The organism is Flavobacterium sp. TSSA_36 (genome assembly GCF_051547165.1).
In the GTDB taxonomy this organism is placed as follows: Bacteria; Bacteroidota; Bacteroidia; order Flavobacteriales; family Flavobacteriaceae; genus Flavobacterium.
The window spans coordinates 368,262-382,560 of sequence record NZ_JBPTTP010000003.1 but is presented as its reverse complement, the minus strand read 5'-3'; the positions used below and the strand labels follow the sequence as shown (position 1 = coordinate 382,560).

The 14,299-nt window shown below is 35.0% G+C and carries 10 protein-coding genes; 1 reads left to right on the top strand and 9 read right to left on the bottom strand.

Annotation, left to right across the window (positions count from 1 at the left end; translation table 11 throughout):
* Positions 1–262 precede the first annotated feature (262 nt).
* From ACSVH7_RS08315 to ACSVH7_RS08275, 9 genes are all read right to left on the bottom strand, one after another.
* Complete coding sequence (locus ACSVH7_RS08315) at positions 263–1,321, bottom strand: nucleoid-associated protein (protein WP_438066248.1); 1,059 nt, start codon at positions 1,319–1,321, stop codon at positions 263–265.
* Positions 1,322–1,367: 46 nt separating this feature from the next.
* Positions 1,368–1,727 (bottom strand): four helix bundle protein, encoded by a 360-nt coding sequence (locus ACSVH7_RS08310; RefSeq protein ID WP_438066247.1) that lies wholly within the window; start codon positions 1,725–1,727, stop codon positions 1,368–1,370.
* Between the two features lie 77 nt (positions 1,728–1,804).
* Positions 1,805–2,344: an IS1096 element passenger TnpR family protein gene (locus ACSVH7_RS08305; protein WP_159686032.1), complete on the bottom strand. Its 540-nt coding sequence runs from the start codon at positions 2,342–2,344 to the stop codon at positions 1,805–1,807.
* A 193-nt stretch (positions 2,345–2,537) separates the two neighbouring features.
* Positions 2,538–3,716, bottom strand: coding sequence for a hypothetical protein (locus ACSVH7_RS08300; protein WP_438066246.1), 1,179 nt, complete (start codon positions 3,714–3,716; stop codon positions 2,538–2,540).
* 156 nt (positions 3,717–3,872) lie between these two features.
* Positions 3,873–4,268, bottom strand: a complete 396-nt coding sequence (locus ACSVH7_RS08295; RefSeq protein ID WP_438066245.1) for a hypothetical protein — start codon at positions 4,266–4,268, stop codon at positions 3,873–3,875.
* An 81-nt stretch (positions 4,269–4,349) separates the two neighbouring features.
* The gene (locus ACSVH7_RS08290; RefSeq protein ID WP_438066244.1) at positions 4,350–5,114 is read right to left on the bottom strand and encodes a DUF2490 domain-containing protein; all 765 of its coding nucleotides are present in this window, start codon (positions 5,112–5,114) and stop codon (positions 4,350–4,352) included.
* A gap of 116 nt (positions 5,115–5,230) precedes the next feature.
* The gene (locus tag ACSVH7_RS08285; protein ID WP_438066243.1) at positions 5,231–6,832 is read right to left on the bottom strand and encodes a SulP family inorganic anion transporter; all 1,602 of its coding nucleotides are present in this window, start codon (positions 6,830–6,832) and stop codon (positions 5,231–5,233) included.
* A gap of 27 nt (positions 6,833–6,859) precedes the next feature.
* Positions 6,860–8,728, bottom strand: a complete 1,869-nt coding sequence (locus ACSVH7_RS08280; protein WP_438066242.1) for a proton-conducting transporter transmembrane domain-containing protein — start codon at positions 8,726–8,728, stop codon at positions 6,860–6,862.
* Positions 8,729–8,737: 9 nt separating this feature from the next.
* On the bottom strand, positions 8,738–11,227 hold the full coding sequence (locus tag ACSVH7_RS08275; protein ID WP_438066241.1) for a YbcC family protein: 2,490 nt from the start codon (positions 11,225–11,227) through the stop codon (positions 8,738–8,740).
* An 881-nt stretch (positions 11,228–12,108) separates the two neighbouring features.
* Between ACSVH7_RS08275 and ACSVH7_RS08270 the strand changes: the two genes are divergently transcribed.
* Entirely contained in the window at positions 12,109–14,295 is a 2,187-nt protein-coding gene (locus tag ACSVH7_RS08270; protein ID WP_438066240.1) for a TonB-dependent receptor, read from the top strand.
* The last annotated feature ends 4 nt before the right edge of the window (positions 14,296–14,299 follow it).

Sequence of the window (14,299 nt, the reverse complement as noted above, 5' to 3'; positions counted from 1 at the left end):
AATCTTTGTGTGCTATGGCTCAAAAAAAATCCTCAACTGCGCAGAGCAATTGAGGATAAAGTTATGTCGACATAATTTGCTGTCTGTAGAAATGATTTTACCACATAGAGGCATAGAAAAATTTTAAAAAAAAACTAGCATAGACGTTTTACTATTCACATAGTGTTTCTATGTGTGAAAAATAGTGCTATTTCTATTCTTTCTCTTTATTTCTCAAGTATAATCTATGAATCTATGTGGTTACAAAAGTTTTTTTTCAACTTTAGTTTTTCTCTTCTTTGTTGAAATATACTAGGTAGTAATACATTTGTTTTTCTTCGTCCCAGCCTTTTTCTACAAATTTTTCGGCACTTTCTGGATTGATAAAATCCATTTTGATTTGGATATGCGTATCCAGATTAATCACGTTTTTGATGGATTTTCTTGCATCCGAAACTGCAGCATTGGCAATAGGGAAGGAGGTCACATCTTCGATGCTGTATTTCTCCCCTTTGTCTACTTTATAGTTTTTGAATTCAGGAATCAAATCGGGATTATCAATAACCTCGTTCAAGAAATTCGATTCTTCAAATTGGTCATTTTTAGCGAAATAATTCACCGAGCGGTTCATAAACATCACTTCTTCTTTTTTGTCTTCGGCAGGAAAAACAACATCTTTGGCAAAGTTTTGACAAAATTTCAAATACTTTTTGGTGATGAAGTTTTCGTCCTCAAAAGCATCTACAGACAAGAAATGCTCCAACCAGTAGCGTGCATCATAACGATTGCTGTCTACCGTCAATATTTTGTAGCCTTCTTCTTTTTTGTGGTTAAAGATTAAACAACCTTTGTCGAGTTTGTTTAAGCTCACGCCGTGTTGTAGAATCATCTCCAAGTGCGTTTCTTTTTCCTCAAATTGCAAAAAGTCGGATTGGATTTCGCTTTTAAAAATACCAATAGCGTCTACTATGTTGTTGTCTATCGAAACATTTGTCAAGTGCGCCACATACACCTCGCCATTCTTGATGTGCGGATGATTGGATTGCTCGAACAAGTGTTGTGTGATTTGTTTAGAAACTTCGTGCAAACTGCCTGGATTATCAAAAATTTGAGAGGCAAATTTGAACATGTCGTTGTAATCCAAATCTACTTCGTGTGCAAATTGAAAGTAATTTTCTTCTTTTTCTCTAAAAGGTTTTAAGAAGAATTCTTTAATCAACGGAACAATTTCATCGTTGAGGTTAAAAGGTTGTTCTGATAAGAAGATCGCTTCATTACGACTCTTGTTTCCAACACGATGTATGGAAAGCGTTTCGATGTGGGTGTTGAATAAGTTGATCATTTTTTTTGGAGTTGATGAGGTACTAAGTTTCTAAGTTGCTAAGATTTTAGTTGCTTTCTTTTATTTTTTTTATGAATGCAACCAACATTCTTTCAATCTCTCTACTATCCTCATACATATTATTAAATTCTTCCTCTTTTAAAAAGTTTATATTTTTTGCAATTTCCAGTTGAGTTTGCAATTCAAATAAAGATCCCATAGCAATAGTAAGAAACCTCAAGAGTTCGTTTTTACTATCTCTACCAATCCCTTCTGCAATATTACTTGGAATTGAAATGGCAGATCGTCTTAATTGAGAAGTTAAACCGAAAATCTCTTCTTTTGGAAATTTTTGAGAGTTGTTATAAATCTTTGTAGTTAAAGCCATGGCTTTTTGCCACACTAAAATTTTTCTAAAATCACTCATTTTACTAGTTTATAATTCGCTGAAATTCTATGTTTCTTAGCTTCTCAGTGACTTAGAAACTTAGCTTCTCAAAAAAATTAGTTCCAATTCTCCTCGAATCCGTAGTCTTCGAAGCTATCGTCACCACTAAACATGTCTAGGTCGTCTTCGTCAAGATCGTCTTCGAATTCGCCGTAGATGTCATCATTCATATCGGCTTCAAAGTTTTTTTCACCGGCTTCTGCTGGCATAATACCGTGAGAGAATAAGGTTTCTGGATAGGTACCACCTGCAACTGGTTCTTCTATAGCGGCTAATTCAACCAAGAACGTCCACATGTTGATGAAATCGTACACATAGATAATTTTGGTATTGGCTTCATCAAGGATATCCGATAAAGCGTAATCGCTCATGGTACGTTGTTCGCCAGGAACATCTCCCGTATCAAACAAAGGAATTTCATCTTCTTGATTCCAAGTTTCATCACAGGTATAAAAGGAAGCTACCTCCATACCATCAAAGCCAAATGCATTAAAAATAGCGTTGTGTAAATCTTCTAAAGTATCGTCAGAAAGTATTGCTATGTCTCTAAAAATGTCTTCTTCGGCATCTAGAATAACTCTAAATTTATAAACCATAATTTTTGTTTTTGTTGAAACGTCAAAGGTAAAATTAAATTTTGTAAAACGGTTTTGCAATCTTATTTTGTTGAAAAGATTTTATTTTCAAAAGCTGCGCAAACAAAAAAAGCCATCGAATCTCGACAGCTTTTTAGTATATTCCTTTGATCTCTAGCAGCAATTGCGTAACGTATTACTGTGTTATTATAATTTACATGAATTTGTAGCCCAATAAAATGCCTACTGATGCATACTTTGCTTTCCACTGTAAATAAGTCGGTAAAAGCTCTCTGTTAAAGTTATAGCGAAGTTCAATATTGAAATCTCCATACTTGTAGCCAGCTCCCATAAAAATATTTGTCGCATTGCTTACTTCTAAGTCTTGTCCTGAATATTTTAGGGCATCGTTTAATTTTAATGACAAGGTAATTCCAGCATCGAAAAACAGTTTAGATTTATTATTTACATCTACATAATGGCGGATTCCGGCGGGGAATTCTATGAAACTGTAATCAGCAGTCATGGTTAGATTACTGTTGTTTTTTTGAGTCACTTTATAGGATTGAAAGTTTGGGCTTGCAAAAATTGACCATTTTCTTTTATTAAAAGGAAAAACACTTTCGATTTCAAAACCTATAGCAAGGATTGGTTTTGTGCTAAAGGTATACGAAGCACTACTGTTATTGTCCATGGAGAGCTTAGCAAATTGTACTCCAGCTATAGCTCTTACATTTAAGATCGTTTTATCTCGTTCATTAAGTTCAGGTATAGAAGATGACACCTCAGTTGCATTTGATTTTAGAACTATAATTTGTAGGTCGGTTTTGTTATATTTTACTTTTTTAATTTCTTTGACAGAAACTTTTTTAAAGTCTAAATTGTTTAGTAACTGTTGCTTGTAAAAGTTGTTTTCAGCAGCTCCATTAGATTCTTGCGGAAGGTATTCCTTGTATATAAGTTGTTCCGCAGTTTCATGATTGCCTTTACTGAAAAAAAAGCGCAATAGATTACCATCGCGGTACTCGTATAGGTTGGTGTCTCCCTCAACGATTACTTTTAAAAAAAGTGTTTCTTCAATAAAAATAGGATCTTTAGTCGTACTTAGTTGATTGATGTCGCTTGTAGATCTATCTATTTTAACATTAAATCGCTTGTATTTTGGGTAGTTCTCAATTTTAAATTCTTTGAAGTCGCTAATTTTTATCGTCTTTGGGGCTTCATTTGCAGTTGTTTTGTACTTTATTTCGTTGGGATTATTGTACCAATCCAAATTGTTAATGGAACAAACTGTTCTAGTATTGTTGTTATTGATGATGTACCCTGATTCAAAATTGCTCTGAGCAAAAACAGATAAACTGATGAAGAAAGTAAGAAATAGAATGTTTTTCATATGTATTGTTTTAACACAAAAATAACAATCTATTCCTATCAAATAATGATTTTACTTCAAAATATTGAGAGTTTTTTTGTCTTTTTTTTTCTTTCTCTTCTACAAAAAAAAGCTGTCGGATAAAGACAGCTTTTCAGTATTTGATTTGCGATATTTTTAGTGCTTTTCTTCAGAACACAAACCTACGATTTCGTGAAACACGTCGTGCAATGAAGTGATTGCTGCCAAAACTTCTTTATCCGTTCCTTTCGCTTTTATTAATTTGTCTAGGCTTTTAGAACCTGCTTGTAATTTTTTAACAGAAGCGGCAATAGCTGGTGTTTTGAATTCTGCAGGAATCGCCTCAGTTGATAACGCCTCTGCTTTTTGAACCATTTCTTCAGAACGCGTTTTAATTGGATTCAAATCACCTTCTTCTGCAGGATGAAACGTTTGTGACATTACCCCGTGGAAGGTTTTGATAGCAGGCCATTTTTCAAAAGTAGTTTGTGCAGACAAATTGGAAACCACCAAGAAGAAGCATAAAACAGCTAAGAATTTTAAAGATTTCATGGTTATTGTTTAAAAGTTATTGGCTCAAAGGTATCAACTTTTTAGTTGTTGAAAAAAAAGAACGAATTTAAATAACAGCCATTATAAGTTAAAATTGGTAATGTAAGACACTCTTAAGGTTGGATTATCTTCTTGAATCGTATTCTTATAATTCCAAATATGTTGATGAATATAGGATAGTTGAATTTGATGATGCGCATTGATATTGTAACCAAAACCACCAATAATTCTATTTTGATTTAAAAAGGTAGTTCCAGCCTTACTACCAATATTCATAAAAACTTCATCACCAACAAAAGTAAAGAGTTTTACTTTGCCGTCTTTTTTGGTCAAATTATAGTTGGCTAAGAAAAGATAACGAAGACGGTTTCTATAATCATAATGGTCTATAGAATATTCCGTTTGACCTGCTACGGGATCTTTTTGTTCAACCGCAACGCCAACATATCTAAATTCATCTCTTAAACGATTTACAAATTTAAAATCTCCTGAAACAATAGTGTAAGTACCTTGTATCCAAACATGATTTTCAGGAATACTAATTTTATTCATTGCGGGATTACCATAAGAATAGGTATTGTAGTGCGAGTAACCAAGGCTTCCCATAAATCTCTTGGTAAACTGGTAATCTACAGATGGACGAATAAACCATTGTTGTTTTTCGCTAAAGCCATTCGCATAGCGCATTACGGCTTCAAACGAAACAGAGGTCTTTTTGGTAATCATGTTTTTTCCAAAATAATGAAACCAAATGTCATTATTTTGCGATTTTACTTGAGCGAAAGCTCCGGTAAAATTCAAGAAAAGGAATAGTAATAGTATAGGGAATATTGCTTTTTTTTTCATTTTGTTTTTAAAGTGAAGATGTTCTTGAATATAGGAACGCGAATAGTACTCCCACAAGTATTTTCTTGTGGGAAGTACAATCGCAACCCTAACTAAAATCAAACGACTTAATACAATTATTTTTGACCTTTCATTCTTGAAGACAATTTGTGATCAGAGAAAGTGATATGATCATCTAAACCAAGTATGGTTACCTTTCCACCTTTTGCCACATATTCGTTTTCAAAATGATGAAGGTTTTCCATAACCGAGTGATCTACTAGTTTTGTTTTTGTAAAATCAATGGTCACATTCATTGCTGAAGGAAGTGCGTCTAATCTACTTTTGATTCCCAAAAAGTTACTAAAAATAGCCGATTTTTCTACCTCGACTAGATAATCATCTCCGTTTGAGGAAACCAAAGCGGTAGCTTTGAATATAGAACTAATTGGAGCACCATGAATTAAGTGAAAGAAGATTTTTAATACGATCCCTGCTGCAATTCCTACCAGTAAATCTTCATGTAGAGTAAAGAAAATAGTGATTAAGAAAATAGCCAATTGTTCTTTTCCAATATTTAAGGTATGGATAAACTCTCTTGGATGCGTTAATTTAATTCCTACTGTAATCAACATCGCTGCCAAAGCCGCATTTGGAATCAACTCTAAAATAGGCGCTGCCAAAAGCACAAAGATCAAGATAAAGAAACCATGAAAAAAGTTGGCCCAACGTGTTTTTGCTCCATTGTTTACGTTGGAAGAAGAACGAGCCACTTCAGAAATCATAGGCATTCCACCAAAAACAGCAGCAATGGTATTCCCAATTCCTACAGCAATCAAATCTTGATTCATATTGGATTTTCGTTTGAAAGGATCCATCAAATCAATTGCCTTTACCGTAAGTAACGATTCAATCGTTCCTACCAATGCAAACATGATTACATACTTAATGAATAAACCGGTTTGATTAAAACCATCGAAGCTTACATTCACATGGAGGTTATCTACTAAACTTCCAATTTTTACTAAGGCATAAGCAGGTTCGGTTTCTTTGAAGTGCATGAACAATTCACACGGAATTGCAAAAAGAAGCACTACCAAAGGAGCAGGAATCATTTTTATCGTTTTGTTTTTGATAAATGGCCAGCCCAGCATTATTGTTAAACTGATAACCCCAATCATTGTAGCTTTTGGGTCCAAATTCATAATAAAATTCGGAATATTTGCAATTAATTCTAAAGGCCCTTTTCCTTTTGCCAAAGTGGGATCATCATTTAATAATACAGGTAATTGCTTGGCAATGATGATAATTCCAATGGCAGCTAGCATTCCATGGATGGCAGATAACGGAAAAAAATCGGCTAGTTTACCTAATTTTAAAACCCCAAAAAGAATTTGAATAATACCAGCAACAACCATTGCGCCTAAAGCTAGTTTCCATCCTAAAACAGGATCTCCTTGACCAAATTCGGCTACTGCTCCGGCTACAATTACAATTAAACCTGCCGCGGGCCCTTTAATGGTTAGCTTGGATCCCATTATTAAACTCACCAATAATCCCCCAATAATGGCAGTCAATAACCCCATAATAGGTGGAAATTCAGAGGCTTTGGCAATACCTAAACTTAGCGGTAAGGCCAATAAAAATACTATGAAACCAGAAATAGCATCGGTTTTGAAATTTTCTTTAAGTCCTGCAATTCCGTCTGCAGGTAATTTTAGTTTATTTTTTAATGACATTTTTTATTTTTTTAGTAGATTATTTTTTTAAGATGATTTATAAGATACTTCGTGATTGGTTTTTATATGAGGGCCTAAAAACAAACGGGCATATACGCGTATTCCAGCTATTCCAGAAACAACAAAGCAGGATGAAATAAGAAATGCTAGCAAATACTGATTACTTTCAATGTGGCTAAATAAAAGATCTTCTCCAATGAATGTAGTGGTGATCGGAAATCCTGTTACCCCAAGTGCGGCTATCAAAAAGAATATTGAAAAAGTAGGATGCTCATAGGCGTGTCCTAAATATTGGTTGAGTAAAATTCTTGTTTCTAATTTTTTGAGTTGCAATAAAGCGATGTAACCAATAATTCCGGCAATTGTGATCCCAGATAAGTACAACAGGAGTTCGCTAACGGCTACTTTTTCGTTAAAAAGTATCGCCATGGCAATCCAATAATGACTCAAAACGATTAAGGTCCAAGCCAAGAAAGGCGATTTACGTTCTGAAAAAGATTTCAAAACAAACACAAAACCAAAAAATGCAAATACGTTAGGAATGTTATTTATAATTTCTATTGGAATGGTTTCTTGGAATAGATAGATAATTAAACCTGAGATATATACTGGTAAAAATATAAGATACACTCTTTTTAGATTTAAAAAATCCAATGATTTACCCAAAGCTCTTAAAGGTCTCCATAAGAAGGCACTTTGAATGTTTTCTACATTAAACTCTTTAAGACTCAATAGGTATAAAGAATTAGTGAAACGCTTTGAAAACCAACGACTTGTTTTTTCTTCCGTTGGAGTAAATTTATAAAATTGTTCTCGTATTAAATAACTGACTACAGATGGAGAGACTAATAATTGATAGGTACGCAATAATGCATTTCCTGTAAAATGGAGTAAGGCTAAGTTGTCTAATCCTAAGGCGATTTCAATAAAAATAAGTCCAATTTGTGAAATCGAACCATAAGCGATTTGGCTTTTTACATTCGATTGCACTTTTCCAATCATAGCCGCAATAATACTTGTGGCAAATCCCATGAGACCAATTGCTATTCGAACAATGGTTTGATGCTCCCAAAAAGGAAACGTCCTTAGCATTAAAAAAATACCTAGATGTACGGATAGCGAACCATAAAAAATGGCGCTTGAAGGAGTTGGACCTTCCATGGCTCTTGGTAACCAACTAGAGAATGGGATTTGAGCTGATTTTACTGCCGCAGCCGCAGCCAAACACAAAGCTATAAAGAAACCAATGAAAGTATGACTTTGCAAATGATGGTTCACAAAATCATAATCATTTAATTGTAAAAATGTGATGTTTTCATGAAAAAGATGATGACTGGCCCACATCGCTAAAAGTAACCCAACATCTCCAATACGATAAAGAGAATATACTTTAAAGGCATTTTTTACAGGTAAATAACGTTCCCTGTAAAAAGCTATCAATAAGAAAGATGAAATTCCGATGATTTCCCAACCAATAAAAAGGGTTTCAAAATTCCCAGACAATATCGCCAAGTTATATCCAAAAAAGAAAAAAAGAACGGTATTGAAAAATCGTTTGTATCCTTTTTCACGATGCAAATAATAACGACTATAGGTGGAGATCATCGAGGTTAATAATGCCCCAATTACCAAGTAAACCGCAGTAATTTTATCAAAATAAAAATCGATAAAGAAGGTGTAATTGTTCGTTTTTACCACCGTTAGTTCATCTAAATTTAAGGTCTTACTCCCGTTAAGTACCCAAAAAAAGGTAAAAACGATCAAGCCAATGAGTTGTGTAAAAACAATGCCAAAGGAAAGCCATGAAATACTGGACTCTTTCTTCTCGGGAATCAATAAACTCACCACAAACCCTAAAAAAGGGAGTACTATAAAATATTGTAAAAGCTCGTTCATGTGGGATAATTATTTTAGAATATAAATAGGCAAATTTTCTTGCGAAGTTGCTGCCGCTATTAACTCATCGTGAATACTTGCGTTCTCTTTTTGAATAGGAGTATACGCCTCAAAGGTTTCGTCTATGAAATGGAAAAGTTCTTGGGTTTCTGGATTAACTACGATTAGTTTAACCCATTGATTTTTAAACCATTCATAAGTGGCAGGGTTTTTTGAAATAGCATATTGTGCCATTTCAGGAAAATGCTCCACAATAATTAGTAGACGAATCGGGTCATGGACTTCAATCATTTGACTAGGCAATCCCGAACGAAGATCACCGTCTATTCCGTTAGCCACTCCAATTAACCCCATGACATTGTGTGGAAGTTTGCTCCCAGCCCCTAATTTTTGATTGTCTACTTTAGAGAAGTAATATTCTAAATTGATTCCTCCACCAACTGGGGCAACAGCTCCAAGAATTCCAGCAAGGTAATCCCCTGTAGGATCCACTTCATAGTCGTATGAATTCATAAACGAACGTCTGTCCAAAAACAAGTGCTTAGACAAACTTCTACGACCTACTATACACATAGCATTGGTGGCATGATTTAATTCAGGCCTAGGTTCGAAAAGGGAAACCGAACGCCTTTTGATTTTTTCATGCACTTTTTCTAGACTTTGTGTAGAATCTATAGTGTCAAATCGGCGAGAACGTTCTTTTGCGTTTCTGGATAAAGCTTTCGCAAAAGTAATTTCGTTTTGTTGATGTAATTCTTTATTGCTAACGGTTAGCGTATCTTCATCATAAAAAGCGATTTCATCCCTTGTGGTGTCATGTAAAGCTGGTAAAAATTGTGTTGTATCAGGAATAATGATACCACATTTTTTTAATATCTCACGAACTTCAGGGTGATTAGCGGCAAAGGAAGCTACTTTTGCATTTACAGAACTTGGTCTTCCGCAACAAGCGCCACAATCATAACCGGCATAGTGCGTGTTGTTTACACTAGTGGCGCCATGACCAACGATATACACAATCGGGGCAAAATTGGCTACCAATCCAATACTTTTTAATAAGCCTTCTACACGGTTGGCCATCTCTTCAACGGTAAAACCTACCTGAAGATCGTCTACATTCTCAAAACTCTCATTATGTTCAATGATTAATTTTGATTTCTTATTCAAATGTTTGAACGAAGCGCTAGTTGCTGGAGTTAGAGTTGGTTTCCAAATATTCAAAAACAATTTTAAAGCAGCCGAAAAACCAAGAGTTTGACTGATGATCCAGCCAAAAACTAAGGAATGCGAATGTTTATGGTAGTGTAAATCTCGAGCTTGTTTTTTCTTTCTTTTTTCTTCTTTTATCAAGTATTTTGGCTGCATTGGCGCAGGGCAAAGTTTAGTAAAAAACTGCCCATTTACAGGCTGATAAAAGAACTCAAAATTAAAAAATGCAGGAGTGCCAAAGGTTATTGCTGAATTGTCTAAATGTTCGATATGTCTTCTGAAGGAACACTCACGATCATCCATACAGAATAGTCCTTGAAACGAAGGTGCTGTTGTTGCCGTTTCTTTTTCAACAGTTTTGATTCCCGATAAAACTTGGTCATAAAACGTCCACTCAAATGCCTCTTGCCAAAGCGATAAGGTTTCAAAAAGTTCTGTTTTTTTTATTTCATCAAATAATGGAACCGGTTTTTGGTTGATTTTGAAACTTAGAGGAGACCAAATGGAATTAAATTTTTGATCCAAACTATCTAGTTCAAGCAGCAATTCAAACTGAATTAACTCTTTTAAAGAAATAGAACGTTTGTCTAATAATGAAGCTGGATTGCCTTCAATAGTAGCAACGATACCACTCCAACCCGGATGACTAAACTGTTGATCAAATAAATAGTGCTCATAATAAATAGGATCACCAACAATGATATAGAGCAACTCTTCAATAGAGGCTCCACTTTGGAGCATATTTTTGGCGCGTTTCGTTTTAAGAATGCCTATTGAACTGTTTTTATCTAATTCCTTGATTGACTCTAAGAAGCTATCCCTCAGTATAGGGAACGCGGTAATAGCAATTCCTTGATCGAGATAGCCACATAGAACCTTGAATAAAATGCTATAAGTTGATTTTTCTAGATTGATGGCATATTCTTTCTTCCAAGTAGCACGTAAACTGCCAATTCTTGGGTAAAGAGATTCATCATAGTTTTTTTCAAGGAGATTATGTTTCCATGTAGAAAGCTGTTCTTCTCCTTTTTTTGAACGGATGACTTGTTCCAGAACTTCATTGTTGATCTCTTTTTTGGCATATCGTTCTCTAAAACTAGACAAAGAGAGGTATGTTTTATACCCAAAAATTTTAGAGGATTCTTCTAAGGCTTCAAAGAATGTTTTCTCCTGAAAAGCATGAAGAGTATTGTGGTGAACAAAATCCTTAAGTGGGTTTTGTGCGGGTAAAAAATGCTTAAGACTATGAAGTACTTCATGTTCATCAAAAACGGTCGAAGTTGATTTCATTTTTTTAAAATATTTCTAAAGTATTCTAAACTTAGTAGGAAAAGATAAACTCTTAGGTCAACCTTTGTTTAAGGGTGACACATTCTTAATTAAGTTGTTAGAATATTTTGTTGGGTTAATAAACAAATAATCGAAAATAATTTTCAATGTTTGTACTAAACCAAGTGGTATTTTAAATTGCAAAACAGTAGAAACAAACTGCTTTTTTTGTAGAAATAGTTGTTTAGAAATTTAGAATGAATTGCTTTGGTTTTTTTATTCAAAGAATTCAAACTAAATAAACCAATAGTAGCGTGTAGAAATGGATCTATTTCAATCTCGTTATATTCAAAATCCTCCTCCATTTCTGAGGTAGGAAAAGTTATTTTTGAATATTTTGAATGATCACTTTTTGTTGAGATTTGAAGAAGATTTTCTTTCTCTAATTTTGAAGAAGAAAAAACTGGAACGCTACTAAAAGCTGAATACAGTAAGAAATGAAAAAATACAAATAGAAATAGTAGCGCAATGCTACTATTTACATTTGTGTATTTTTTTTTGCTCATTTGCATAAAATCCAATTTTGGCACAAACTTAAATAAATTGAAACTCATTTACGAAAGACTATTGTTCTTTTTTAAATTTTTGTTATTTCCTTAAAAACTTGGGAAAAAAATAGAAGATGGTTATTTTAATTAGGAGTTTATTATTGAATTATTAGGTGTGTTTTTGATATAAGATTGATTAATAGTTGTTTTTTTGCTTTGTTTTGCAAAATCATTATGGATTTTATTTTTTCTAGTATGAACAATTCAACCTCGTTTTTCTACAATTCGGTCATTACTTTTTAGAGAATCGATAATCCCGAAAGATATTTGCTTCATCAAAAAACAAACAGCATAATGAAAACAAGTATCAAAAAAATCGCACACAAATTCTTTTTAGTAGCCCTATTGGTTTTGATGAGTAGTATGGCTCTTGCTCAAAACACCATTTCAGGAAAAGTTATTGATCCCAAAGGTAAGCCCGTAGTTAGCGCCAATATTTATATCGAAGGCACTTATGATGGCGCCACAAGCGATGAGAAAGGACTTTTCTCATTCGAAACCACAGCCAAAGGAAATGCGACCTTAATTATAAGCTCTTTGATACACGAAACGGCAACTCTCGTTATAGATGTGGCCAATTACAAAGACAAAACGATAACCCTCAAAGAGAATGTCAACACCTTAGACGCGGTGGTGATTACGGCTGGAACTTTAGAGTCGGGAGACAAAGCGCGTGTTTCGGTGTTGAAACCTTTAGATATTGTCACCACAGCGGGTTCTGCGGGAAATATTATTGCTGCGCTACAAACTTTGCCGGGTACTCAAAACGTGGGTGAAGACGGTCGTTTATTCGTTCGTGGAGGTGAGGCCAATGAAACGCAAACTTTTGTCGACGGTATCCGAGTGGCGCAGCCTTATGGCGCTAGCACGAATAATTTGCCTACTCGCGGACGCTTTTCTCCGTTTTTGTTTAGCGGTATCTCTTTTTCTACTGGAGGTTATTCTGCAGAGTATGGCGAAGCTTTATCGAGTGTTTTGTTATTGAATACCCAAGATGAACCCGATCAAAACAAAACCGAAATTTCGTTAATGACCGTAGGTTTGGGTGTTGGAAATACACAAAAATGGAAAAAAAGCTCTTTGAGTGTCAATGCCGCTTACATCAACTTGGCTCCCTATCAAAAAGTGGTGCCTCAAAATATCGAATGGAACAATCCTTTTCAATCCCTTTCTGGCGAAACCGTATATCGTTACAATTTCAATAAAGGAATCCTAAAACTATATGCTGCTTTTGATTCTTCCAAATTCGATTTGAATCAAGAAAGCGTCAATTCGCCTAACAAAGTTAGAGTCGATTTGAACAATAACAACTTTTACTTAAATACTTCCTACAAAGGTGGTTTTGGAAACAATTGGCAAGTAACAACAGGATTGAGTTACGGCTATTCTAAAAACAAATTGGGATTAGATTTGGATAAACTAAACAATGACGAAAACGCCTCACATCTTAAATTCAAACTCCGTAAAAGCATTTCGCAACACGTTAAATTAGCTTTCGGAACGGATTATTTTAGTACTCGTTTCAACGAAGATTTTACGCCAAATTCAGGCATAGGAGGTACTAGCGGATACAATTCCTCAATAGCAGCAGCTTTTGCCGAAGGCGATATTTTATTCACCAAAAACTTTGCTGCCAAAGTAGGGGTTCGTGCTTCATACAACGATTTGTTGGACGAAACCGCCGTTGCTCCTCGTGTTTCCTTGGCTTACAAACTGAATAAAACCAGTCAGTTTTCTTTCGCTTATGGCGATTTCACTCAGGCGCCAAGTGTCGATTTTATCAAGTATTCCAAAATGCACCAATTCGAAAGCGAAAAAGCCTCGCATTACATCTTAAACTTTCAATACAACAACGATCGTCAAACCTTTAGAGCCGAGGCCTATTACAAAGACTACAGCAATTTGGTAAAATTCAATACCACAACGCCAATGTACAATTCGGTATACAATAATAATGGTTCTGGTTACGCCAAAGGACTTGATTTGTTCTGGAGAGACGGCAGCTCGATTAAGAATTTAGAATATTGGATTTCCTATTCTTACATCGATACGGAGCGGGATTATCGCAATTTCCCTAAACAAGTTACCCCAAGTTTTGTGGCGGACCATACAGCGTCTTTGGTGACCAAATATTTCATCACCGACTGGAAATCACAAATCGGTTTCACTCATTCTTTTGCCACAGGTCGTCCGTACAACAATCCAAACGAGACCCAATTTATGAACGGAAAAACCAAAGCTTTCAATAATTTGAGTTTCAATTGGGCGTACTTGGTGTCGCAACAAAAAATCCTGTATTTCTCTGTGTCCAATATTTTACAAACTCAAAATGTCTTTGGTTACGAGTACGCCAATACTCCAGATGCAGCGGGCGTGTACAACCGCAGAGCCATCACGCCAACGGCCGATAGTTTCTTTTTTGTAGGTTTCTTTTGGACCATCAGCGACAACAAAAACGACAACCAGTTAAAGAATTTATAACTCG